This is a genomic window from Stenotrophomonas sp. 24(2023), from assembly GCF_030913365.1.
Taxonomy (GTDB): Bacteria; Pseudomonadota; Gammaproteobacteria; order Xanthomonadales; family Xanthomonadaceae; genus Stenotrophomonas.
The window spans coordinates 740819-763076 of record NZ_CP133160.1 but is presented as its reverse complement, the minus strand read 5'-3'; the positions used below and the strand labels follow the sequence as shown (position 1 = coordinate 763076).

Sequence of the window (22258 nt, the reverse complement as noted above, 5' to 3'; positions counted from 1 at the left end):
AGCTCCCATGCTGTCGACCATCGCGCTGCTGCTGACCGGACTGGTCGCTGTGCTGCACGTGTATTTCCTGGTGCTGGAAATGTTCCTGTGGACCCGTCCGCTGGGCCTGAAGACGTTCCGCAATACGCCGGAGAAGGCCGAGATCACCCGTGTGCTGGCGGCCAACCAGGGGCTGTACAACGGCTTCCTGGCGGCGGGCATCATCGTGGGGCTGGCGATGGCCCAGCCGGTGCTGGTGACGTTCTCGCTGGCCTGCGTGGTGGTGGCCGGCGCCTATGGTGCCTACAGCGTGAGCCGACGTATTTTCATGATCCAGGCGGTGCCGGCGATTCTGGCGCTGGTTCTTCGCGCGGTGGCGTGAGGTTCCAGCCAACGGCGCAGCCCCTCGTGGGTGGGCGCGGGTTTCCGGCGTTGGCTGGGGGCGGTGGGCGCGCGGGGGACGCCGTGAACCCATCCATGGGGGCTTGTACGCGGCATCCATGCCGCAGACACCCCCGCGCGCCCACCGCCCCCAGCCTTTGACAGATCTCTGCGGCGTCCAGCCCACGGAAAAGAAAAAGAAGAGCAAAAGCAAAAGCGGCCGATTGGCCGCTTTTGCTTTCCGCCGTTGCTGTTGCTGTTGCTCTTGATCTTCTTTTTCTTTTCCGTGGGCTGGATGCGCAAGGAAACTGTCCGAGGACGGGCGGGTAGGGTTCGCGGGACCGCAGGCGCCATGGATGGCGCCTACGAGCCCCCAGGGATGGGTTCACGGCGTGTCCCGCGAACCCGACCCGCCCGACCCAGCCCAGAGATATGACCCGCTGTCCGCGATCCACCCACGAGGGGCTCCGCCGTTGGCCGGCACCTCACTTCTTCGGTGACAGCCACATGTCGATCACCGCGCTGAACACCTCCGTGCCCGCAGCATCGCGCACGCTCACCGTCACCGGCAGCGCGTAACCCGCCGCCGCCGACACGATCGGCTGTGCCGGCAACGCCACCGCGCGCAGTGTGCCGCGCGCCTTGGCCAGGTACTGCACCTGCATCCCCTTCGGTATCCAGCGCATATCCTTGGGCAAGGATGCATCGACCATCAGCCCGGCGGTCAGTTCGGCCAGGTTGCACATCGCGATGGCATGCACGGTGCCGATGTGGTTGCGCACGCGCCGGCGGTCGGCCAGCGTGCCTTCGCAGCGGCCGTGTTCCAGGCGGGTGATGCGTGGGGCGATGCTGGCGAAGTAGGGCGCCTTGAAACAGACCGCGCGCGAGAACAACCAGGTGCCGGCCGGCCAGCGTTGCAGGCGGCGGTACAGCGAAAGCAGCGGTGGGGCCATGAGGGGTTTCCGGTAGGCGGATAGAACAACGGCGGGCCAGGGCCCGCCGTCGAGGAACACGCAACGTGCAGTGGGCTCAGGCCGCCTGCGAGTGCGTGTCCTTGTGCTGGCGCTGGGCGTAGCTGGCCGAACGCAGCTCTTCGGTATCGAAGTCGTCCACCGTGATGGTGTCCAGGGTCAGCGTGCGCAGTTCTTCCAGCAGGCTGCGCTCGTCCTGGGTCAGCACGCCTTCGGCCACCGCTTCGTCCAGCTGGGCCTTGAAGTCCAGTGCCTCGATGCCCTTGCTCTTGAGCGCCTTGAGGAACTTGCGCTCCACCGGCTCGGCCATGATCGCCTTGGCCAGGTAGCTGTTGATGCGGCCACCGGGGTTGTTCTCGCACGGGGTCAGGAACACGCCGTGGGCCAGGCGGTCGCGGGCCTCGTTCGGGGCCATCAGCAGCGCGGCCACGCGGCGGCTCAGGCGGTCGCCCGGGGCTTCGGCACGGCGGCCGAACGGGAAGATCAGCGCCCACATCAGCCAGCCGATCGGGCGGATCGGGAAGTTGCGCAGTGCGGCCGACAGCGATTCCTCGATCTTGTGCACGCTGTCATGGAAGGCCCAGGCCAGCAGCGGCTGGTCGGCCTGCGGCGCGCCTTCGTCGTGGTAGCGCTTGAGCATGGCGCTGGTCATGTAGACATGGCTCAGTACGTCGCCCAGGCGGCCGGACAGCGATTCCTTGAACTTCAGCTTGCCGCCCAGCGTCATCATCGAGATGTCGGCCATCAGCGCCAGGTTGGCCGAGTAGCGGTCCAGCTTGCGGAAGTACCGGCGGGTGTAGGCATCGCCCGGGGCGGCACCGAAGCGGGCACCGGTCAGGCCGAACCAGAACGAACGCACGGCGTTGGAAATGCCGTAGCGGATGTGGCCGAACAGGCTGCGGTCGAAGTCCTGCAGGCCAGCACGGGTATCCGGGTCCTGCGCGGCCTTCATTTCCTTCAGCACCCACGGGTGGCAGAGGATCGCACCCTGGCCGAAGATCAGCAGGCTGCGGGTCATGATGTTGGCGCCTTCCACGGTGATCGCGATCGGCGCGGCCTGCCAGCTGCGGCCGGCGAAGTTGCGCGGCCCCAGGATGATGCCCTTGCCGCCGATCACGTCCATCATGTCCGAGATCACTTCACGGCTCATGTTGGTGCAGTGGTACTTGGCGATGGCCGAGGGCACCGACGGCACGTCGCCGCGGTCGACCGCAGCGGCGGTGGCCTGCGACAGCGCGCTGATCTTGTAGGCCTTGCCACCGATGCGGGCCAGGGCTTCTTCCACGCCCTCGAAGCGGCCGACCGACAGGCCGAACTGCTTGCGGATGCGCGCGTAGGCACCGGTGATGGCAGCGCCGGCCTTGGCACCGCCGCTGGCAGTGGAGGGCAGGGTGATCGAGCGGCCCACGGCCAGGCACTCGTTGAGCATGTTCCAGCCCTTGCCGGCCATGGCGGCACCGCCGATCAGCTGGGTCAGCGGGATGAACACGTCCTTGCCGCGGATCGGGCCGTTCTGGAAGGTCGAGTTCAGCGGGAAGTGGCGACGGCCGATTTCCACGCCGACGGTGTCACGCGGCAGCAGGCCCAGGGTGATGCCGATGTCGCGGGTATCGCCGATCAGGCCGTCCGGATCGTACATGCGGAAGGCCATGCCGATCAGCGTGGCGACCGGGGCCAGGGTGATGTAGCGCTTGTCGAAGGTCAGCTTCACGCCGAGCACCTGCTCGCCGTTCCACTCGCCCTTGCAGACGATGCCGTAATCGGGGATGGAGGTGGCATCGGAGCCGGCGAACGGGCCGGTCAGGCCGAAGCAGGGCACTTCACGGCCATCGGCCAGGCGCGGCAGGTACTGGTCCTTCTGCGCCTGGGTGCCGTAATGCACCAGCAGTTCGCCCGGGCCCAGCGAGTTGGGCACGCCGACGGTGGAGCTGACCACCGAGGACACCGAGGCCAGCTTCTGGATGACCTTGTGGTGGGCCAGCGCGGAGAAGCCCAGGCCGCCGTATTCCTTCGGGATGATCATGCCGAAGAACTTGTTCTTCTTGATGAAGGCCCACAGTTCCGGCGGCAGGTCGGCATGGACGTGGGTGATTTCCCAGTCGTTGACCATCTTGCACAGTTCTTCGACCGGGCCATCGAGGAAGGCCTGTTCTTCAGCGGTCAGCTGCGGCTTGGGGTAGTTGAGCAGGATGTTCCAGTCCGGGTCGCCGGTGAACAGCTGGCCTTCAAACCCCACCGAACCGGTTTCCAGGGCGATGCGCTCGGTCTGCGACAGCGGCGGCAGCACCTTGCGGAACACCTTCATCATCGGTGCGGTCAGCAGCGGCTTGCGGATGAACGGCAGCAGCAGCGGCACGGCGATGATGGCCACCAGCGCGGCGGCCACGATCGTGGCGGTCTGGTTGACGTAGGGAATGAACCAGCACGCGACCAGCAGGGCCACGCTGATGAGGGTCCAGGTGATCAGCCGCATGCGGTGGTAGGCGACGAACGCCCCCGCCAGCAGGACGGCAAGGAAGGGAAGAACGATGCTCATGAGCGTGCTCCGGTGACGTGCTCGTTTGTGACGGACGAAGTCGTGGCCGGTGCCACGGACAACACGTCCAGATAGTCCAACACAGTTGCGGTAAAGGCGTCGTTGTCATCACCGGCGACCATGTGGGTCGCCTGCGGCAGTTCGACATGGCGCGCATGGGGTGCCAGGGCCAGGAATTCGGCCACGGTCTGCGGCGTGACCAGGTCGCTGCGCCCGCCGCTGACCAGCAGCAGGGGGCATTTCACCTGGCGCGCCGCCTCGGCCAGCGCATCCTGGTGCTGTTCGCTGTCGCGGGCCAGTTCGGCCACCAGCCGCGGGTCCCAGTGCCAGCGCCAGCGGCCCTGGCCGTCCTCGCGCAGCAGCGCACGCAGGGACTGTTCGGATTTGCGCGGGCGGTGCGGCATGTACGCCGAGATGACATCGGCGGCCTGGGCCAGCGAGGCGAAGCCATCGGGATGGGCGGTCATGAAGGCCAGGATGCGTTCGACACCGGCGGTATCCCAGCGCGGGGTGATGTCCACCAGCACCATCGCCGAGAACAGGCCCGGCCAGCGTGATTCGGCCAGCAGCCCGAACAGGCCGCCCATCGATGCGGCCACCAGCACCGGCGGGCGCGGCTGTTCGCCGGCCAGCACGATCAGGTCATCGGCAAACTGTTCGCCGTGGTAGGGGGCGTCCGCCGCGTTCCAGTCCGAATCGCCATGGCCACGCGCATCGTAGGCCAGCGTAGGGAAGCCGGCCGACGCCAACGCGTGGGCGGTGGCGGTCCAGGCGTGGCGGGTCTGGCCGAAGCCGTGCGCGAACAGGATGCGACCGCGGCGGCCATGCTCGTGGACCGTTGCGGCCAGCCGCGCGCCGTGCGCGGCGTCCAGGCGCTGCTCATCGAACGAAGGCGGAAGGAGGGGAGTGACCATACCGGCTAGTATGGAGTCGTGGCCGATGAAGTCAATACTGGCCGGTATGGTGCACCGCAACCAAGGCAGGTACGGCCTTGGGGGACGCTTTCGGTTGTACAGGCGTACTGCAACGAACCCCGGCGTATGGTTAAATCACCCAATGAATGCACCCGAAGCTTCCACCGGCGAACCGCGCGCCGGCCGCAACAGCCGCCTGAGCGCCGAAGACTGGGCCCAGGCCGCCCTCGACCTGATTGCCGAACAAGGCGTGTCCGCCGTGGCCGTGGAGCCGCTGGCCCGGCGCCTGGGGGTCACCAAGGGCAGTTTCTACTGGCATTTCCCGTCGCGCGATGCGCTGCTGCAGGCCGCGCTGGAGCGCTGGGAACTGTTCGAGCAGGAGCAGGTGTTCGGCAGCCTGGAGGACGTGCCGGACCCGCGCGTGCGCATGCGCCAGCTGTTCCAGGTGGTGGCCCATGAAGTGCAGCCGCACATCATCTACAGCGAACTGCTCAAGGCGCTGGACCACCCGATGGTGCGTCCGGTGATCGACCGCGTCTCGCAGCGGCGCATGGACTACCTGATCGCCTCGTTCCGCCAGGCAGGGCTCAGCTCCACCGATGCCCGCCACCGTGCGCGCCTGGCCTATGCGGCCTACGTGGGCTTCCTGCAGTTGTCGCTGCAGCTGCAGCAGCCGCGGCAGGCGCGGGAAGATTTCGAGGCCTATGTCGAGCACGTGATCGAGACGCTGATCCCGACCGGTTGAGCGCCGCGCGCGCAGACAGGAAAAGGCCGCGGCAATGCCGCGGCCTTTTTTTTTCCGCCGGGCAGCACGCGCTGCACCATGCAGAAAAAGCAACGGCCCCTTGCGGGGCCGTTGCAGCATCAGCAGATCAGTGAAGCGATCAGAACTGCTGCTTGTACTGCATGTACATGTAGCGGCCCGGCAGGTCGTACTGCGGGTCGAACATGTTGGCACGCACCGAGTACGACACCGGCGGCTGCTTGTCGAACGCGTTGTTCAGACCCAGCATGACGGTGCCCTTCCACGGCAGGTTGTAGCGAACCTGGATGTCGTGGTAGGTGGTGGCGCCGATGTGGTTCTCACCCTTCGCACCGTCAGAGCAGTACGGGAAGGTGTCCGGGTTCTTGACCGGATCGAACGGGCAGGTTTCGCGCATGCCGGACTTGTAGCGCAGGCCCCAGTTCACGCCGAAATCGCCGTAGGTCCAATCCACATACAGATTGGAGCGGACGCGCCAGTACGGATCCTGGTCGCGGTAGCGGCCCTGGCGGCCCTGCACCGGCGAATCCTGGGTCGACTTGGTTTCCCACTTCGACAGGTAGGTGCTGTCCAGGCTGATGGTGAACTGGCCGAACGAGGTTTCCGGCAGGCGGTACAGGATGCCCAGATCCCAGCCTTCCACCTTGTACGATGCCAGGTTCTGCAGCGGCATGTTGACGTTGGTGATGGTGTAGCGCTGGTTGATCGTGCCGTAGTTGGGGTCACGCGTGATCAGCGGGCAGTAGGTCGCCTGCTGCTGCGGCGTGCCGCCATAGCAGTAGCTCATGATGTCCTGGATCGCCGGACGGGTGATGGCGTCCTCCACCTTGATCTGCCACCAGTCCAGGGTGACGTTCAGGCCGGTGACGAAGCTCGGGCTCCACACCAGGCCCAGCGTGCGGCTGGTCGAGGTTTCCGGCTTCAGGTTCGGGTTGGCCTGCCAGGTGAACGGCACCACGGTCTGCTTGCGGCCACTGCCAGCACCCGGCTGGACGAAGTTGGCCGGAACGCCCTGGGCGGCACACTGGGCTGCAACGGCACCCGTACGCAGGCCCGCGTTGGACGAGCAGGGGTCGATGTAGGTTTCGAAGGAGTCCGTGTTGCCGCGGTACAGGTTGTTGATGCTCGGCGCGCGGAAGCCTTCCGAGTAGTTGCCGCGGATCATCAGGTCGTCGATCGGCTTCCAGCGGAAACCAAACTTGTTGTTGGTGGTGTTGCCGAAGTTGCTGTAGTCAGAGAAGCGCGAGGCCACGCTGAAGTCCAGCAGCTTGGCGCCCGGCAGGTCTGCCAGCACCGGGATCGACAGTTCCGCGAAGAACTCGTTCAGGTCATAGCCGCCCTTGGTCGGGGCTGCGCCGTTACCGGTGCTCAGGCCCGAGGCAATGAAGGCGTCCGGATCGAACTGGCCGGTTTCCTTGCGGTATTCATAACCTGCTGCGAAGCCCAGTGCACCCGCCGGCAGCTGCACGATTTCACCGGAGATGTTGGCGTAGTAGCCCTTGGACACCAGCGAGGACGAGTCGTGCGCGGTGAAGGAGGCGTACTTCAGCGCTTCCGGGGAAACCGAACCCAGGCCGCCGAGCGGATTGATCGGCACGCAGCCGGCGATGACGGCACCGGCCGAATTCAAGCAGACCGCCTTGCCGTCGCGGATGGCCGACGGGCCATAGGCTTCAGCCAGACGCGCCTTGTTGAACAGGCCGTAGGTCAGGTCGTTTTCGTCGGTCTTGTCGTAGCGGTAGCCGACATCCCAGTCGAAGTTGCGGCCAGCGAATTCGAAGAAGCCTTCGAAGCCACCGTAGAAGTGCCAGTTCTTGACGTTCTGGTTGAACGAACGGCCGCCGGATTCGTTGAAGCGACGGTTCACGCCGGTCAGTTCAACGCCATACGGGTTGTAGATGCTGCTTGCGCTCAGCTTCTGGCCCGTCACCGGCATCGCCGCGAGCAGCTGCTCGGACTTGCGCTCGTTGTACATCGCCTCGGTGCGGAAGGTGATGTTGTCGGTGATGTTGTAGGAGCCCAGCACGAACAGCGAAGTACGCTCGTTCGGGGTCAGCAGGTAGTTGTCCGGCGCGGTGTTGTAGCCGTGCACGTTCGGATCGAACGGCGTTTCCACGCCATTGATGATGACGTACTGCTGGTTGTTGCGGATGTAGCTGCCCGGCAGACCGGTTGCGCTCTGGCCGCTGAAGAACGGCGGGCCACCGGCGGAGATCTTGCGATCACCGGCCATCACCGACTTTTCGTTGACGTAGGAGGCGCCGACGGTGATCGAAGCGCGGTCAGTGGTGGTGCCCAGGGTGAAGTCATAGGCTTCACGCTCGCCATCGCCCTGGCTGTACTGGCCCTTGTAGAAGTTCGCTTCCGCGCCGTCGAAGTTGTGCTTGGTGATGATGTTCACCACGCCGGCGATGGCGTCCGAGCCATAGATGGTCGACGCACCGTCCTTCAGGATGTCGATGCGCTCGATCATCGCGGTCGGGATGGTGTTCAGGTCGACGCTGCCGTTCAGACCGGTGGTCCAGCGACGGCCGTTGACCAGCACCAGGGTGCGCTCGGAACCCAGGTTGCGCAGGCTGACGCCGGCCGAGCCGTCACCGCCGTTGTTGAACGTACGGTTCAGGGCTGCACCGTTGGCGGCAACGCGCTGCAGGATGTCGGCGACCGAGGTCACACCCTGCTTTTCGATGTCGGCACGGGTCAGGCTGAGGACCGGCTGCGAGGTTTCGATGTCGGTGCTCTTGATGCGCGAACCCGTGACCGAGATACGGTCCAGATTGGTTGCTTCCTGGGCCTGGACCGTGGTGGCGGATGCCGCACCGGCAACAAGCGCAATCACAACCGCATCACGCAGTTTGTTGGACTGGAAATTCATTTGGCTCTCTCTCTCCAAGGAAATCTTGGCTCTGGTAGTGCCCCAGCGGTGGAGCCCAAAAGGAAGCTCCAAAAACGTGAGGCTGACGCGATCTTAACCGTCAGGTCTCAAGAATTAAAGGTCCGTTAATTCAGCAATGCGCGTCCTGTGCTAGCGGCTGAATTTGTTTCGAATCAATGGCTTGTCGGTCAATCATCTGGCCCCCCGGCTGGATTGGCTAAAAGGCGTGAAAAAAAACTTTGCACCAAAATATTTCGTAATGTATCGATTTGTATCAAAAGCGGGGTGCGCCCAACGCAAAACGGGCGCCTGGGGCGCCCGTTCTCGTTGGGTCATGCGATGCAGAGGGGGGGGTTACAGATCCTGCTCGTAACGGACGTACGGCACAGTGCCGTCGTCATTGCTCTCATTGCGCGGCGAGAACGGGTTGCGGCCGCGGCTGATGACGTTCTCCGCGCCGACGGTAAGCTGCCCGGACCACGGGGTCCGCCAGGTCAGGCCGACACCCAGGCCTTCCCATTTGCCGGGCTGGCCGGGGACATCGACCACGCGGCCGATGATGCTGCCGGTGAAATTGCCATAGCCGGCGCCCAGGCTCAGGCTCTTGCTGTCCCAGCGGTCCACGAGGGCCGGGGCGGCATCGGACAGGGGCACAAGGCGGGCCTTGGCGTAGGTACCGGCGATCGACACGAAGCCTTCGCGGCCGATGTTCTTCTGCGCGAACACGGTCAGGTCGTTCTGTTCGGCGCGCAGCGAGGGGGTCTTGTTCGGACCGGACAGCCAGGCCGGCAGCGTTTCACGGCCGGTGCCGGCGGTCAGGCCGACGCGGCCACCGGGGCGGTTGAACGCAGCGGTGCCGGTGAAGCGGCGGCTGAGCGTGTCGTCATCGTCGCCCAGGCTGGCCAGCATGCAGTGGCTGGCCAGGCCAGCCATGCTGGTCCCGCTGCTGCTGTTGCAGAGCAGGCCCAGGGAATCACCCGAGGACAGGCCGAAGGCGGCGTCCAAGGAGTTGTTCCGCCCGAAATGCCAGCGCGCACCGGCGGCCTGCTTGCCGGTCGGCTCCAGGTACAGCAGGGCCTCGACCTTGCCGCTGCCCTTGTTCCATACCGGGATCACGGTACGCGTATCGGTGCTCTGCGCATGCACGCCCGCCACCGCCCCGAGGGCGATCAGCACGGCCAGCGATGTACGCAGAAAAGTACGCATGAGACCCGTTCAGACAGGATGAAACGACAGAAGTTCCCGCCGGAGCGGGAAACTGATCCTAGAATGTTTATGAATTCTTAACAAGCCTTGATCCTCCCCGGACCGAAGACTGCGTGACGATTACTGAAGCCGTTCAGGTGCCGGCAGGAGTTCCCCGTTGCTGCTGAACAGTATGCCGAATTCCGTCAATGGGAAGTGATACTCCCGTCCGCAGAACTCGCAGCGGATTTCGACCACGCCGTCCGGCTCGGCGGCGGCCCGGGCCTCTTCTTCGCCCAGCGACTGCAGCATGCCGGCCACCCGCTCGCGGGAGCAGGAGCAGCCGAAGCGCAGGGCCTTCTCGCCGACCAGCGTCGGGGATTCCTCGTGGAACAGGCGATGCAGCAGGTCGGCGGCCGGGGTGGCCAGCAGCTCGGCCTTGGACAGGGTCTCGAACAGGGCGCTGGCGCGGGCCCAGCCGTCCTCGTCGCCTTCATCGCCGGGCAGCTTCTGCAGCATCAGGCCGGCTGCGCCGTGGCGGTCGGCGACCAGCAGCAGGCGGGTCGGCAGCTGCTCGGACTGGCGGAAGTAGTCCTCGAAGGCCTCATCCAGGGCCGGCGCGGTCAGGCCGACCAGGCTCTGGTAGCGCTGCGGTTCGCGCGGGTCCAGGCCCGGGTTCTCGATGGTGATGGCCAGCAGGGCGTCGTCACCGAGGGTGGTCAGGTCGCGCGGGGCATCGCCGCCGTCGGACAGCTGGACGATGCCGCGCAGGGTGCCGGCGGCGGTGCATTCGGCGAACAGCGCGCGCAGGGCGCTGCTGCTGCGCAGCTGGATCGACAGCCGGCCATCGACCTTGGTGTGGCCGGTGAACAGGGCCGAGGCCACGGCGGCCTCGCCCAGCAGTTCGGCGGCCTGGTCCGGGTAGACGGCGTGGGACAGGATCTCCTGCCAGCTGGCCGACAGGTGCACGTGCACGCCACGTACGCCGGCATCGGGAAGCAGGAAGCGGATCAGGGAATCGTTTTGGGCGGTCATCGGCTCGGGTCGCGCGGGAACGGGGCCAGTTGCCGGATAATGCGCCGACAACCGTGCAGGAAAAGGATGCATCAGTAATGGGGGCAGCGGGAGAGGACCACAAGGTGGAGGCACCGGCCCAGGCCGCGCCACGGCGTCGCTGGCGCTGGCGGCAGCTGCTGTGGCTGCCGGTGCTGTTCGCGGGCCTGAGCACCCTGCAGGTGCTGGTGCTGCGTTTCATCGACCCGCCGTTGTCCACGGTGATGCTGTGGCGCTACGGCGAGGCGCTGGGCGAAGGGGACTGGTCCTATCGCCTGCACTACCAGTGGCGGGACCTGGACGCGATGGCGCCGAGCCTGCCGATTTCGCTGGTGGCGGCCGAAGACCAGCGCTTCCCCGAGCACGATGGGTTCGACCTGCAGGCCATCGAGAAGGCGCGCGACCACAATGCACGCGGCGGGCGCCTGCGCGGGGCCAGCACGATCAGCCAGCAGGTGGCCAAGAATCTGTTCCTGTGGCAGGGCCGCAGCTGGGTCCGCAAGGGGCTGGAGGTCTGGTACACGGTGCTGATCGAGGCGCTGTGGCCGAAGCAGCGCATCCTGGAGATGTACGCCAACATCGCCGAGTTCGGCGATGGCGTCTATGGCGCGCAGGCCGCCTCGCGGAAATTCTGGAACAAGGATGCCGCCCGTCTGAGCCCGGCCGAGAGTGCGCGCCTGGCGGCGGTACTGCCGGCACCGCGTCGCTACAACGCGGCCAGCCCGGGCCCGTACGTGCAGCGACGTGCCGCCTGGATCCAGCGCCAGGCCCGCCAGCTGGGCGGTGCGGCGTACCTGCAGGACGACTGAGTACACTGCGGCAATGAGCCAGGATCGACTGACCTTCGTCATTGCCGCCTACAACGAAGAGCGGGCGCTGCCACAGCTGCACCCGCGGTTGCTGGCGGTGCTCGATGCGCTGCACGGGCTGGAGGGGCGCGTGCTGTATGTCGATGACGGCAGCAGTGATGGCACCTGGGCGATCCTGCAGGCGCTGGTGGCCGCCGATCCGCGCGTGAGCGCGCTGCGCCTGTCGCGCAACTTCGGCAAGGAGGCCGCGCTGACCGCGGGCCTGGACCAGGTGCAGGCCGGTGCGGCCTTGATCCTCGATGCCGACGGGCAGGACCCGCCGGAGCTGGCCGGGCAGTTCGTGGCGCGCTGGCGCGAAGGCTATGACAACGTCTATGGCACCCGCCTGGAGCGGGAGGGCGAGGGCTGGTTCAAGCGGCTGACCGCGACGGTGTTCTACCGGGTGATGGGGCGCTTGTCGCGCACACCGATTCCGGCCGATACGGGCGACTTCCGCCTGCTGTCGCCACGCGCGCTGGCGGCGCTGCGCGAACTGCGCGAGCGGCACCGGTTCATGAAAGGCCTGTTCAGTTGGGTGGGCTTCCGCAGCGTAGCGGTGCCTTACCACCGGCACCGCCGGCTGGCGGGCCGCAGCAAGTTCAGCCTCTGGCGGCTGTGGAACTTCGCGCTGGAGGGCATTACCGGGTTTTCGACGGTGCCGCTGCGCGCGGCGACCTACCTGGGCCTGGCCACGGCGGTGTCGGCGTTCCTGTTCGCGGTCTGGGTGGTGGGCAAGGCGGCGCTGTATGGCGACCGGGTAGCCGGCTGGCCGACGATGATGGCGGTGATCCTGTTCCTGGGCGGTGTGCAGCTGATCGCGCTGGGGCTGATCGGGGAATACCTGGGCCGGCTGTACGAGGAATCCAAACAGCGGCCGCTGTACCTGGTTGACACCTGGCTCGCACCGCCCGTGGCAGACTCGGTCCTGCAACCCACCCTGGGAGGGCAGGCAGATGACCACGGTTCGGCAACTGTTGGACGGCAAGTCTCCTGATGTACATGCGGTCGCGCCTGGCGCGGCGGTGATCGATGCGATCCGGCTGATGGCCGACAAGGGCGTCGGTGCGGTGCTGGTGATGGAAGGGCCGCGGCTGGTCGGCATCCTGTCCGAGCGCGATTACGCCCGCAAGATCGTGCTGCGCGACCGTTCTTCGCGCGATACGGCGGTGGCGGAGATCATGACGGCGAAGGTGGTGACGGTGGCGCCGGGCGAGCAGGTGGAGCACTGCCTGCAGCTGGTGACCGATTACCGGATCCGGCACCTGCCGGTGCTGGAGAATGGCAGCGTGGTGGGCGTGATTTCGATCGGTGACCTGGTCAAGGCAGTGATCGATGCGCAGCGGCGGGAGCTGGATCAGCTGCAGCAGTACATCGTGGCGGGATAGGGTTTGTGGTGTGGCGGGCTTGCAGCCCGCCGGCCCGCTTGGTGCAACTGCAAGTGCTGAAGCCCAGGCAGAAGCAGCGCCTGCCGTGTGCGTGTGGAGGCGGCGGGCATGCCCGCTGCCTCTGGACACGGTGCCGCGCGCGGTTATCTGCCTTTGGTAGCGGCCAACCCGGGTTGGCACCGCTTTTGGCTCTGCTTTTTCTGATGCGCCGCGAACCAACGCGCTTACTTCGCGTACTGCCCGCCGCAGTCGGCGTCCTTGCCCGGCCCCGTTTCGATCGTGGCCAGCAGCGCTGCCGGCGGGGCGATGCTGCCCAGCGCCAGGGCAACCGCGCCGCGCAGGCCCAGGGCCTTGAAGTCCGGGCGGAACGAGGGATCCTTGAACGTGCCAGCAATGCGCAGCGGCGAGCGCAGCACCAGGATGCTCTTGTCCTTCGGCCGTGGCCGCAGCAGCAGGTCCAGCTGCTCATCGCGCAGGCTCACGGTGCCTTCGCCGATGATGATCGTGTCGGTGGTATCCACCACCAACGCGCGGCTGGTCATCAGGCCGTCGCGTACGCCGAAATCGGCGAAGGCGCAGCGCAGGGGAATCTGCCGGTCACCGGTGAACAGGAATTTCAGCGACTCGGTGATGTCCAGGCCAGCCAGTTCCATCACCAGGTTGCCGACATGGCCGCGGCCCATCGCCACGCCGACATCGCCACTGCTGCTGCCCAGCATGGCGGCGATGGAATTGCCGCGACCGGCCAGATCGATCTGGCCGCTGATGCCGCCCTTGGCCTGTTCGGCCAGCTTCGCATCCGGGAACAGCTGGCCCAGCTGTACCCCGCGCACGCTGGCCTTCAGCGCCGTGGCGATCTGCGGCTGGCGCGCGTCCATGCGGATGGTGCTGCGGATGTCACCGCCGGCCACGCCGAAGTTGAGCGGGTCCAGGCGCAGCACACCGTCGTCCAGCAGCAGGTGCGCGTCCATGTCGTCCAGCGGCAGCGAGGGCGCATTGATGCGGTGGGCCTTCCAGCGCACGTCGGCATCCATCGCGCGCAGTTTGCCCAGGTTGTACGGGGTGTCCGGCAGTACCCGCGGGCTGGCCGCAACCTGCGCGGCCTGCGCTTTCTGTTCGGCGTTGGCGGTCTCGCCGCCGCCGGTCTTCGGCGGGGCACCGACGAAGCCGGCCAGGTCGTCGAAATCGAGCCGGCGCGATTCCAGGGTGGCGGTCAGGCGTGGGCGCTCACTGCCCACTTCGAACTGCAGGGTGCCGCCCAGGTCACTGTCGCCGACCTTGCCGGTGAACCCTTCGTAGCGCCACACGTTGTGGTCGCGCTTGAGCCGGCCATCGAGGGCATACGGCGGCGAGGGCGGTATGGCGATGCCGAGCAGCGGGTAGAGGTCGGCCAGGTCCTGGCCACTGAGCGCGAACTGCAGGTCGAACACCTGCAGCGCGAACGGGTTGGTCAGCGTGCCGGTGGCCACGGCATGGGTGCCGCCGGCGCGGCCATCCAGGTGGATGCGGAACGGATGCGCGCTGTCGGTCAGCTGCAGCGGCGATTCGGTACCGCCACTGAGGGTGAACGGATTGCCCTGCCAGCGGCCCTGGCCTTTCACCAGCAGAGGGGGCGCGGCGTCGGCCTGTTTCGGTTCGCCACTGCGTACGCCGACGCGGATGTCGGTGCGGCCCAGTGCATCGAGGAACTGCAGGCGCCCGTCATCGATGCGCAGGCCCTTCAGTTGCAGCGTGCTTTTGCCGTCGCTGGCCGGCAGGAAATCCCAGTTGCCCGGCTCGCCCTTGCGGGGGGCGGTTTCCAGAAGCACGTCCGGCCGGGTCAGGCGTACTTCCGGCAGCTGGATGCTGCCACGCAGCAGCGGCCAGACCCGGATGTCGATCTCCACGCGGTCGGCACTGGCCATGGTGGGTTGCCGGGCCCAGCTGGCATTGGCGAAGGTGATCGCATCGGCGCGGACCGTGCTGGTGCGGCCCAGGTCCACATCCAGGTGGCCGATGTGCAGCGCGCGGCCGGTACGGGCCTGTACTGCGCGTTCCACCGGCCCTTTGAACCAGTTCCAGTCCCACAGTGCGACCAGCACCAGCAGTGCCGCCAGCAGGAACACCAGCACCGCCAGCCAGCGTTGGCCCCGTGGGCCAGGGCGGCGCAGGTGCCAGCGCGGAGCGCGTGGCGGAGCGGGGGCAGGGGCAGTAGTCACGCCGCCATGGTTGCCCCATCCGGGTGGACGGGGCGCGAAGCGGTCATGTGCGTGGCGTGCACATCACCGCCCGGAGCAGGTTCACAGCACCTGCATGGTCACCGCGACGAAGTGGCAGACGCTGCCGCCGATCACGAACAGGTGCCAGATGGCGTGCGAATAGGGAATCGATTCGCGGTGGTAGAAATAGGTGCCCAGCGTGTAGGACAGGCCGCCGGCCAGCAGCCAGCCCAGGGTCCAGCCATCGATGGAGGCCAGCATCGGCTTGACCGCCACGATCACCAGCCAGCCCATGGCCACGTAGATGGCGGTGGACAGGCGCTTGAAGCGGCCGGTGTAGAACAGCTTGAACACTACCCCGGCCAGGGCCAGGGTCCAGATGGCGGCGAACAGGCCCCAGCCCCAGGGGCCTCGCAGGCCGATCAGGGTGAACGGGGTATAGGTGCCGGCGATCAGTACGTAGATCGCGCAGTGGTCGAACACCTTCAGCCGGCCCTTGGCGACCGGGTGCTGGATGGCGTGGTACAGGGTGGAGGCGGTGTAGAGCAGCAGCAGGGCAATGCCGAAGACGATGGCACCGGCCAGTTGCCACCCGTCGCTGTAGATGGCGGCCAGCGTGATCAGCACCGCGCCGGCGCCCAGCGCCAGTACCGCACCGAGCCCGTGGGTCAGGGCGCTGGCGATTTCTTCACGGATGGAAGCAGCAGTCGTGGAGGTCATGGTGATGACGGATTTCGCGGGGAGGGGGACCCGCAGCCCCCCTATCATCGCCGCGATGGCGGGCGCTTGCACCCCCGCGACCGTATGGTGGATGAATCCGCGCTCATCCACGCGTGGCCTGGATGGGCGCGGATGCGCGCCCCTCGCATCAGCCTGCCGACACCGTATGCGCGGCTTCGCGGGTGGCCGAGAAGCGCACGTCCGGCGCGCGTTCCTGGGCCAGCTGCAGGTTGACCCGGGTCGGGGCCAGGTAGACCAGCTGCCCGGCCGCATCCAGGGCCAGGTTCAGCGCGTTCTTCTCGCGGAACTCTTCCAGCTTCTTCTCGTTGCTGCAGGTGACCCAGCGTGCGGTGGTGACGCTGACCGGCTCGAAGGTGGCTTCCACGCCGTATTCGTCCTTCAGGCGGTAGGCGGCCACGTCGAACTGCAGCACACCCACCGCGCCCAGGATCAGGTCGTTGCTGGTGAGCGGGCGGAAGAACTGGGTAGCGCCTTCCTCGGACAGCTGGGCCAGGCCCTTCTGCAGCTGCTTGAGCTTGAGCGGGTCGCGCAGGCGCGCACGGCGGAACAGTTCCGGGGCGAAGTTGGGGATGCCGGTGAAGGTGACCGCTTCGCCTTCGGTGAAGGTGTCACCGATGGAGATGGTGCCGTGGTTGTGGATGCCGATCACATCGCCCGGCCAGGCTTCAGCGGCGATCTCGCGGTCGCTGGCCATGAAGGTCAGCGCATTGGCCAGCTTCATGTCCTTGCCGGTGCGCACGTGGAAGGTCTTCATGCCCGCGCTGAACCGGCCCGAGCAGATGCGCATGAACGCCACGCGGTCGCGGTGCTGCGGGTCCATGTTGGCCTGGATCTTGAACACGAAGCCGGTCAGCTTGTTTTCCTGCGGGGCGATCTCGCGGCCGGTGGTGGCGCGCGCCTGCGGTGCCGGTGCGTGCTCGACGAAGAAGTCCAGCAGCGGCTGCACGCCGAAGTTGTTCACGCCCGAACCGAAGAACACCGGGGTCTGCTTGCCGTCACGGTAGGCCTGCAGGTCGAACGGATGGCTGGCGCCCTGCACCAGTTCCAGTTCATCACGCAGGTCGGCCAGCATCTGCGCACCGATCTTCTCGGCCAGGCCGGGGGCATCGATGGACGGGAAGATGGTCGAATCCTGGCGGGTGAAGTTGCGGCCCGGTTCGTACAGGTGCACTTCGCCGGTCAGCAGGTGCACCACGCCCTTCAGGCGCTGGCCCATGCCGATCGGCCAGGTGACCGGCGCGCACTGGATGCCCAGCACGGTTTCCACTTCATCCAGCAGCTCGATCGGGTCCTTGCCCTCGCGGTCGAGCTTGTTGATGAAGGTCATGATCGGGGTGTCGCGCAGGCGGCACACTTCCATCAGCTTGATGGTGCGTTCTTCCACGCCCTTGGCCACGTCGATCACCATCAGCGCCGAGTCCACCGCGGTCAGCACGCGGTAGGTGTCCTCGCCGAAGTCGGCGTGGCCGGGGGTGTCGAGCAGGTTGACGATCTTGCCTTCGTACGGGAACTGCATCACCGAGGAGGTGACGGAGATGCCGCGCTCCTTTTCCAGCGCCATCCAGTCGGACGTCGCGTGGCGGGCGGCCTTGCGGCCCTTGACCGAGCCGGCCATCTGGATCGCGCCCCCGAACAGCAGCAGCTTTTCGGTCAGCGTGGTCTTGCCGGCGTCAGGGTGGGAAATGATGGCGAACGTACGGCGACGGCCCGCTTCGGTGGCGACTTCGGACATGGCGGTGGCGCCCGCCCGGGGCGCGATTCAAGAAGGTAAGCCGCTGATTATAGCGGGCGTTGCGTCTCAGCGCCCGGTGCCGGCCGCGGCCGTGCCATCGCCGGTGCGGGCAAAGCGCAGTTCGCCCTGCGGGGAGACGATGCGGACCGGCACTGAACGCAGGCCCATGCCACGGTTGACCTGCACCACGAAATGCAGGTGCGGGGCGGTGCTGTAACCGGTGTTGCCGGAGCGGCCGATGGGCTGGCCGGCCTCGACCTGCTGCCCGGTGCGCACCTGTACGCCTGCCGGGGCCAGGTGCGCGTATACGGCCATGCTGCCGTCCGCGTGAAGCACGCGGATGAAATTGGCGCGCTGGCGATCGGCCGGCCGCTGGCCGTGGCCCTGGAAGCCGGCCTGCACCTGCATCACGGTACCGCTGCGCGCGGCCAGCACGGTCGTGCCTTCGGGCAGGGCGAAATCGACGGCGTCGCGGTTCTCTTCGTCGTCATGGCTGAGCCGGCCCTGCGGGGGCTGGCTGACCTGCAGGCGGCCGCCATCGAAGGGCACCCGGTAGGCCACATCCTGCGCCTGTGCGGCAGGATCGCCGGGGACCGCGTCCAGCCGCAGGTCCAGCCGCTGGCCGGAAACCGGTGCCGGCAGGTGGGCCACCACCAGGCTGCCAGCGCCATCGAGCACCGAACGCACGGGCAGGCCGGGCAGCGCCAGGCCGGGGGCCGGGCGCAGTTCGATCTGCACGGGGCCGGCCAGGGCATTGTCCACGCGTGCCTGCCAGCGCTCGCCGCTGCCTTCGATCTTCAGCAGCGCCACGGCGGCCGGCCGGCCTTCGGGCGTGGGCAGTGGCGTGTTGAGCACCGGCCCGGGCGGCGGTTGCATCAACCCCCAGCCCTGGCGCCAGTCACCGGGGGCAGTGGCGGCGGCCAGCACGGGCAGCAGCAGGCAGGTCAGGGGCAGGTGCGGCATCCGGGGGCTTCCAGGCGAGGGACAGGGGCGGGCATGCGGCGCGCCGGTGCGGATGGTAGCGGCTGCCGTCTGTCCGGGTAAGGGAAAGGGGGGGAGCGAGTCATCCATCGCTTCATCCGTATAAAGGGATTGACGTGCCGGAAAGGGCGTGGCATCGTAGCGTCACCATCGAGACCGGCAGAGGGACAGGCCCTTTGAAGCCGGGGCAGCCCGCAGACACGCATGTGCCTGCGTAGGTGCCAAATCCTGCGGGGACCGTGGCGTCCACCGGAAGATGGTTCGAAGCCTGCACCCCCGCGTGCATTTCGAACGCGAGCCCCGCGAAGGCTCGATGGCCGATTCCTCCCTTGGATTCCCGCCATGAGCTTCGCTGCCACCACCGCGCTTCATTCCGAACCCTTTACCCCCGTCAGCGTGCCGGTCGATGACCGCGTGCATGCCGTGCGCGGCGAGTTCGCCGCGGTGGTGTCGATGCGCCATGCCGGTCCGTGCCCGGTGCGCCTGCGCTATGAATGGGACGGGCCGGCCTCGGCGCCGGTGGTGGTGCTGGCCGGCGGGATTTCCGCCCACCGCCATGTGGCCGGCAATGCGCAGTTTCCGGAAAAGGGCTGGGCCGAAGGCCTGGTCGCCGCCGGCCGGGCACTGGACCCGCAGCAGCTGCGCGTGCTGGCGTTTGACTTCATCGGTGCCGACGGTGCGCTGGATGTGCCGATCGATACCGCTGACCAGGCCGATGCGCTGGCGCTGCTGCTGGACCACCTGGGCATCGGCACGCTGAAGGCGTTCGTCGGTTATTCCTACGGCGCGCTGGTGGGCCAGCAGTTCGCGCTGCGCCATCGTGCCCGCGTGCAGCAGCTGGTGCTGGCCAGTGGCGCGCACCGCCCGCATCCCTATGCCGCCGCCTGGCGCGCGCTGCAGCGCCGTGCCGTTGCGCTGGGCCAGCTGCAGTGCGGTGAAGACCACGGCCTGGCGCTGGCACGCCAGTTCGCCATGCTCAGCTACCGCACGCCGGAAGAATTCGGCGAGCGCTTCGATGCGGCGCCGGAAGTGGTCAATGGCCGCGTGCGCGTGGCCGCCGAGGATTACCTCGATGCCGCCGGTGCGCAGTACGTCGCGCGCACGCCGGTCACCGCCTACCTGCGCCTGTCCGAATCGATCGACCTGCACCGCGTGGACCCGGCCGCGATCCTGCCGCCGACCGTGGTGGTGGCCGTGGAAGGCGACCGCCTGGTGCCGCTGGCCGACCTGGTCGGCCTGGTCGAAGGGCTGGGCCCGCGCGGCAGCCTGCGCGTGCTGCGCTCGCCGTACGGCCACGACGCCTTCCTCAAAGAAACCGATCGCATCGACGCGATCCTCGCCTCAGCATTTCGCACCCCGGGAGATACCGCATGAGCCTGCACGCCGCCGATCCGTCCTGTAGCCGCACCACCGCCGCCGTCCGCGCGGGCATCGACCGCGATACCGCCCATGGCGCGGTGACGCCGCCGATCGTGCTGTCGTCGAATTTCAGCTTCGATGGCTTCGGCAAGAAGCGGCAGTACGACTACACGCGCAGTGGCAACCCGACCCGCGACCTGCTGGGCGATGCGCTGGCGGAACTGGAAGGCGGTGCCGGCGGGGTGGTCACCGCGACCGGCATGGGCGCGATCAACCTGGTGATCAGCGCGCTGCTGCAGCCGGGGGACACGCTGGTGGTGCCGCACGACGCCTACGGCGGCAGCTGGCGCCTGTTCAATGCGCTGGCGAAGAAGGGGCACTTCAGCCTGGTCACCGCCGACCTGACCGATCCGCGCGGCCTGGCCCAGGCTCTGGCCAGCCAGCCGAAGCTGGTGTTGCTGGAAACGCCGTCCAACCCGCTGCTGCGCATCACCGATCTGCGCTTCGTCATCGATGCGGCGCACAAGGCCGGTGCACTGGTGGTGGTGGACAACACGTTCCTGTCGCCGGCACTGCAGCAGCCGCTGGCTTTCGGTGCCGATCTGGTGCTGCATTCCACCACCAAGTACATCAACGGCCACAGCGACGTGGTGGGTGGCGCGGTGATCGCGCGCGATCCGGCACTGCTGGAACAGCTGACCTGGTGGGGCAACGCACTGGGCCTGACCGGTTCGCCGTTCGATGCGTTCCTGACCCTGCGCGGCCTGCGCACGCTGGATGCGCGCCTGCGCGTGCACCAGGAAAACACCCAGGCCGTGGTGGACCTGCTGGCGGCGCACCCGGCCGTGGCCCGCGTCTATTACCCGGGCCTGGCCGATCATCCGGGCCATGCCATCGCCGCGCGCCAGCAGAGCGGCTTCGGCGCGATGCTGTCGTTTGAACTGGCCCGCTGTACCGGCGAGGACCCGCATGCCGCGGTGCGCGCGTTTGTCGATGGCCTGCGCTACTTCACCCTGGCCGAATCCTTGGGCGGGGTGGAAAGCCTGGTCGCGCATCCGGCGACGATGACCCATGCCGCGATGACCGCCGAAGCGCGTGCGGCGGCCGGCATCAGCGAAGGCCTGCTGCGGCTTTCGGTCGGCATCGAGGCCGAGCGCGATCTGCTGTCTGACCTGCAGGCCGGCCTGGCCCGCGCTGCCAACGTGATCGAATCGGCCGCGCGCCACAAACAGGCGGTGGATGCATGAGCGCGGTCGCGGCGGAGATCGTGCCGGCTGCGGCCGGCGCAGGGCGTCTTGCGCTGCTCGGCACCGGCACGGTGGGTTCGGCGTTCGTGCGCCGTTACCAGGCCCTGCAGGCGCGTGGGCTGGCGCTGCCCGATGTGCAGTGGCTGGCCAATTCGCGCACCGCGCTGGCCATCGATCGTGATCTGGCACTGCCGCTGGAGCTGGCCCGCCGCGCGCCGCGCGATGGCCAGCACGCGCCGTTGTGGGCCAGTACCGAGGGCCTGCAGCGCGGTGACGTGGTGGTCGATGCCACCGCCAGCGAGGAGGTGGCCGCGCGCCACGAGCACTGGCTCGCGCGCGGCGTGCACGTGGTCACCGCCAACAAGCTGGGCCGCGGTGCGCAGCTGGACCGCGCCCATGCCATCGCCGCGCACTGTGCCGGCAGCGGCGCGCGCTACGGCGACAGCGCCACCGTCGGCGCCGGCCTGCCGCTGCTGAGCAGCCTGCGCGCGCTGGTGGCCGGGGGGGACCACATCCATGCCATCGAAGGCGTGCTGTCCGGTTCGCTGGCGTGGCTGTTCCATCGCTATGACGGCCAGGTACCTTTTTCAACGGCGGTGCGCGAAGCGCTGGCGGCGGGCTACACCGAGCCGGACCCGCGCGTGGACCTGTCCGGCGAAGACGTGCGGCGCAAGCTGCTGATCCTGGCGCGCAGCAGCGGCCTGGCCCTGGATGCGAGCCAGGTGCAGGTGGATTCGCTGGTGCCGACGGCGTTGGCGGCGCTGCCGGCGGACGCCGCGGTGGTAGCGCTGGAACAGCTCGATGCGCCGCTGCAGGCGCGCTGGCAGCAGGCCCGTGCCAACGGCAGCGTGCTGCGCTTCGTCGGTCGCGTCGATGGCGAGGGCGCACAGGTCGGTCTGCGCGAACTGCCGGCCGATCATCCGCTGGCGCAGGGCGCGGGCACCGACAACCGCGTGGCCATCCACAGTGATCGTTACCAGGCCCAGCCGTTGCTGATCCAGGGGCCGGGGGCCGGGGCGGACGTCACCGCGGCCGCACTGCTGGATGACGTGCTGCGGATCGTGGGCTGACCCGGCCTGCGATGCGTCCCCGCCGGGCCATGCCCGGCGG

At 67.6% G+C, this 22258-nt stretch carries 18 protein-coding genes and 1 riboswitch; of the genes, 8 read left to right on the top strand and 10 right to left on the bottom strand.

The genetic code is table 11. The annotated features are described in order from the left end of the window. Positions 1 to 10 precede the first annotated feature (10 nt). Positions 11 to 361, top strand: a complete 351-nt coding sequence (locus Q9R17_RS03420; protein ID WP_308158265.1) for a DUF1304 domain-containing protein — start codon at positions 11 to 13, stop codon at positions 359 to 361. A gap of 484 nt (positions 362 to 845) precedes the next feature. Here Q9R17_RS03420 and Q9R17_RS03415 read toward each other — a convergent pair whose 3' ends face one another. The 3 genes from Q9R17_RS03415 to Q9R17_RS03405 all read right to left on the bottom strand — a co-directional run bounded on the left by Q9R17_RS03415 (position 846) and on the right by Q9R17_RS03405 (position 4781). After that, positions 846 to 1313: a hotdog fold domain-containing protein gene (locus Q9R17_RS03415; RefSeq protein WP_308157049.1), complete on the bottom strand. Its 468-nt coding sequence runs from the start codon at positions 1311 to 1313 to the stop codon at positions 846 to 848. A 76-nt stretch (positions 1314 to 1389) separates the two neighbouring features. Then, positions 1390 to 3867 carry an acyl-CoA dehydrogenase gene (locus Q9R17_RS03410; RefSeq protein WP_308157048.1) on the bottom strand — a complete coding sequence of 826 codons (2478 nt, stop codon included), beginning with the start codon at positions 3865 to 3867 and terminating at the stop codon, positions 1390 to 1392. After that, on the bottom strand, positions 3864 to 4781 hold the full coding sequence (locus Q9R17_RS03405; protein ID WP_308157047.1) for an alpha/beta hydrolase: 918 nt from the start codon (positions 4779 to 4781) through the stop codon (positions 3864 to 3866). The genes Q9R17_RS03410 and Q9R17_RS03405 overlap by 4 nt, the downstream gene beginning before the upstream one ends. Before the next feature lie 142 nt (positions 4782 to 4923). On the opposite strand from Q9R17_RS03405, the gene Q9R17_RS03400 reads away from it, so the two are divergent. Then, entirely contained in the window at positions 4924 to 5526 is a 603-nt protein-coding gene (locus Q9R17_RS03400) for a TetR/AcrR family transcriptional regulator (RefSeq protein ID WP_308157046.1), read from the top strand. Positions 5527 to 5665: 139 nt separating this feature from the next. Here Q9R17_RS03400 and Q9R17_RS03395 read toward each other — a convergent pair whose 3' ends face one another. From Q9R17_RS03395 to Q9R17_RS03385, 3 genes are all read right to left on the bottom strand, one after another. After that, positions 5666 to 8419: a TonB-dependent receptor gene (locus tag Q9R17_RS03395; RefSeq protein WP_308157045.1), complete on the bottom strand. Its 2754-nt coding sequence runs from the start codon at positions 8417 to 8419 to the stop codon at positions 5666 to 5668. A 354-nt stretch (positions 8420 to 8773) separates the two neighbouring features. Continuing rightward, positions 8774 to 9625, bottom strand: coding sequence for a hypothetical protein (locus tag Q9R17_RS03390; protein ID WP_308157044.1), 852 nt, complete (start codon positions 9623 to 9625; stop codon positions 8774 to 8776). Positions 9626 to 9745: 120 nt separating this feature from the next. Further along, a complete protein-coding gene (locus Q9R17_RS03385) occupies positions 9746 to 10639 on the bottom strand; it encodes an Hsp33 family molecular chaperone HslO (RefSeq protein ID WP_308157043.1) in 894 nt (297 codons plus the stop codon). 77 nt (positions 10640 to 10716) lie between these two features. Here Q9R17_RS03385 and mtgA point away from each other — a divergent pair, with 77 nt between their 5' ends. From mtgA to Q9R17_RS03370, 3 genes are read left to right on the top strand one after another with little or no spacing between them, the layout of a single operon-like run. Then, positions 10717 to 11466: a monofunctional biosynthetic peptidoglycan transglycosylase gene (gene mtgA / locus Q9R17_RS03380; RefSeq protein WP_308157042.1), complete on the top strand. Its 750-nt coding sequence runs from the start codon at positions 10717 to 10719 to the stop codon at positions 11464 to 11466. 13 nt (positions 11467 to 11479) lie between these two features. Next, on the top strand, positions 11480 to 12499 hold the full coding sequence (locus Q9R17_RS03375; RefSeq protein ID WP_308157041.1) for a glycosyltransferase family 2 protein: 1020 nt from the start codon (positions 11480 to 11482) through the stop codon (positions 12497 to 12499). Then, complete coding sequence (locus tag Q9R17_RS03370) at positions 12459 to 12890, top strand: CBS domain-containing protein (RefSeq protein WP_308157040.1); 432 nt, start codon at positions 12459 to 12461, stop codon at positions 12888 to 12890. Before Q9R17_RS03375 ends, Q9R17_RS03370 begins: the two co-directional genes overlap by 41 nt. A gap of 224 nt (positions 12891 to 13114) precedes the next feature. On the opposite strand, the gene Q9R17_RS03365 is transcribed toward Q9R17_RS03370, so the two are convergent. The 4 genes from Q9R17_RS03365 to Q9R17_RS03350 all read right to left on the bottom strand — a co-directional run bounded on the left by Q9R17_RS03365 (position 13115) and on the right by Q9R17_RS03350 (position 18524). After that, positions 13115 to 15040 carry an AsmA family protein gene (locus tag Q9R17_RS03365; protein WP_308158264.1) on the bottom strand — a complete coding sequence of 642 codons (1926 nt, stop codon included), beginning with the start codon at positions 15038 to 15040 and terminating at the stop codon, positions 13115 to 13117. 129 nt (positions 15041 to 15169) lie between these two features. Next, the gene (locus tag Q9R17_RS03360; protein ID WP_308157039.1) at positions 15170 to 15808 is read right to left on the bottom strand and encodes a hemolysin III family protein; all 639 of its coding nucleotides are present in this window, start codon (positions 15806 to 15808) and stop codon (positions 15170 to 15172) included. A 148-nt stretch (positions 15809 to 15956) separates the two neighbouring features. After that, positions 15957 to 17561, bottom strand: a complete 1605-nt coding sequence (locus tag Q9R17_RS03355) for a peptide chain release factor 3 (protein WP_308157038.1) — start codon at positions 17559 to 17561, stop codon at positions 15957 to 15959. Between the two features lie 66 nt (positions 17562 to 17627). Next, on the bottom strand, positions 17628 to 18524 hold the full coding sequence (locus Q9R17_RS03350; RefSeq protein WP_308157037.1) for a M23 family metallopeptidase: 897 nt from the start codon (positions 18522 to 18524) through the stop codon (positions 17628 to 17630). A 162-nt stretch (positions 18525 to 18686) separates the two neighbouring features. Next, positions 18687 to 18805: riboswitch (SAM riboswitch) on the top strand. Positions 18806 to 18884: 79 nt separating this feature from the next. Here Q9R17_RS03350 and Q9R17_RS03345 point away from each other — a divergent pair. Genes Q9R17_RS03345 through Q9R17_RS03335 form a run of 3 tightly spaced genes read left to right on the top strand, consistent with a single transcriptional unit; the run spans position 18885 to position 22218 of the window. After that, positions 18885 to 19916 carry a homoserine O-succinyltransferase gene (locus tag Q9R17_RS03345; protein WP_308157036.1) on the top strand — a complete coding sequence of 344 codons (1032 nt, stop codon included), beginning with the start codon at positions 18885 to 18887 and terminating at the stop codon, positions 19914 to 19916. After that, positions 19913 to 21148, top strand: coding sequence for an O-succinylhomoserine (thiol)-lyase (locus Q9R17_RS03340; protein ID WP_308157035.1), 1236 nt, complete (start codon positions 19913 to 19915; stop codon positions 21146 to 21148). The genes Q9R17_RS03345 and Q9R17_RS03340 overlap by 4 nt, the downstream gene beginning before the upstream one ends. Next, positions 21145 to 22218, top strand: a complete 1074-nt coding sequence (locus Q9R17_RS03335) for a homoserine dehydrogenase (RefSeq protein ID WP_308157034.1) — start codon at positions 21145 to 21147, stop codon at positions 22216 to 22218. Before Q9R17_RS03340 ends, Q9R17_RS03335 begins: the two co-directional genes overlap by 4 nt. The last annotated feature ends 40 nt before the right edge of the window (positions 22219 to 22258 follow it).

Excerpts from the sequence above, each read along its gene's own strand:
- Q9R17_RS03415 (WP_308157049.1), bottom strand. The coding sequence starts at position 1,313 with ATGGCCCCACCGCTGCTTTCGCTGTACCGCCGCCTGCAACGCTGGCCG.
- Q9R17_RS03410 (WP_308157048.1), bottom strand. The coding sequence starts at position 3,867 with ATGAGCATCGTTCTTCCCTTCCTTGCCGTCCTGCTGGCGGGGGCGTTC.
- Q9R17_RS03405 (WP_308157047.1), bottom strand. The coding sequence starts at position 4,781 with ATGGTCACTCCCCTCCTTCCGCCTTCGTTCGATGAGCAGCGCCTGGAC.
- Q9R17_RS03400 (WP_308157046.1), top strand. The coding sequence starts at position 4,924 with ATGAATGCACCCGAAGCTTCCACCGGCGAACCGCGCGCCGGCCGCAAC.
- Q9R17_RS03395 (WP_308157045.1), bottom strand. The coding sequence starts at position 8,419 with ATGAATTTCCAGTCCAACAAACTGCGTGATGCGGTTGTGATTGCGCTT.
- Q9R17_RS03390 (WP_308157044.1), bottom strand. The coding sequence starts at position 9,625 with ATGCGTACTTTTCTGCGTACATCGCTGGCCGTGCTGATCGCCCTCGGG.
- Q9R17_RS03385 (WP_308157043.1), bottom strand. The coding sequence starts at position 10,639 with ATGACCGCCCAAAACGATTCCCTGATCCGCTTCCTGCTTCCCGATGCC.
- mtgA (WP_308157042.1), top strand. The coding sequence starts at position 10,717 with ATGGGGGCAGCGGGAGAGGACCACAAGGTGGAGGCACCGGCCCAGGCC.
- Q9R17_RS03375 (WP_308157041.1), top strand. The coding sequence starts at position 11,480 with ATGAGCCAGGATCGACTGACCTTCGTCATTGCCGCCTACAACGAAGAG.
- Q9R17_RS03370 (WP_308157040.1), top strand. The coding sequence starts at position 12,459 with ATGACCACGGTTCGGCAACTGTTGGACGGCAAGTCTCCTGATGTACAT.
- Q9R17_RS03360 (WP_308157039.1), bottom strand. The coding sequence starts at position 15,808 with ATGACCTCCACGACTGCTGCTTCCATCCGTGAAGAAATCGCCAGCGCC.
- Q9R17_RS03355 (WP_308157038.1), bottom strand. The coding sequence starts at position 17,561 with ATGTCCGAAGTCGCCACCGAAGCGGGCCGTCGCCGTACGTTCGCCATC.
- Q9R17_RS03350 (WP_308157037.1), bottom strand. The coding sequence starts at position 18,524 with ATGCCGCACCTGCCCCTGACCTGCCTGCTGCTGCCCGTGCTGGCCGCC.
- Q9R17_RS03345 (WP_308157036.1), top strand. The coding sequence starts at position 18,885 with ATGAGCTTCGCTGCCACCACCGCGCTTCATTCCGAACCCTTTACCCCC.
- Q9R17_RS03340 (WP_308157035.1), top strand. The coding sequence starts at position 19,913 with ATGAGCCTGCACGCCGCCGATCCGTCCTGTAGCCGCACCACCGCCGCC.
- Q9R17_RS03335 (WP_308157034.1), top strand. The coding sequence starts at position 21,145 with ATGAGCGCGGTCGCGGCGGAGATCGTGCCGGCTGCGGCCGGCGCAGGG.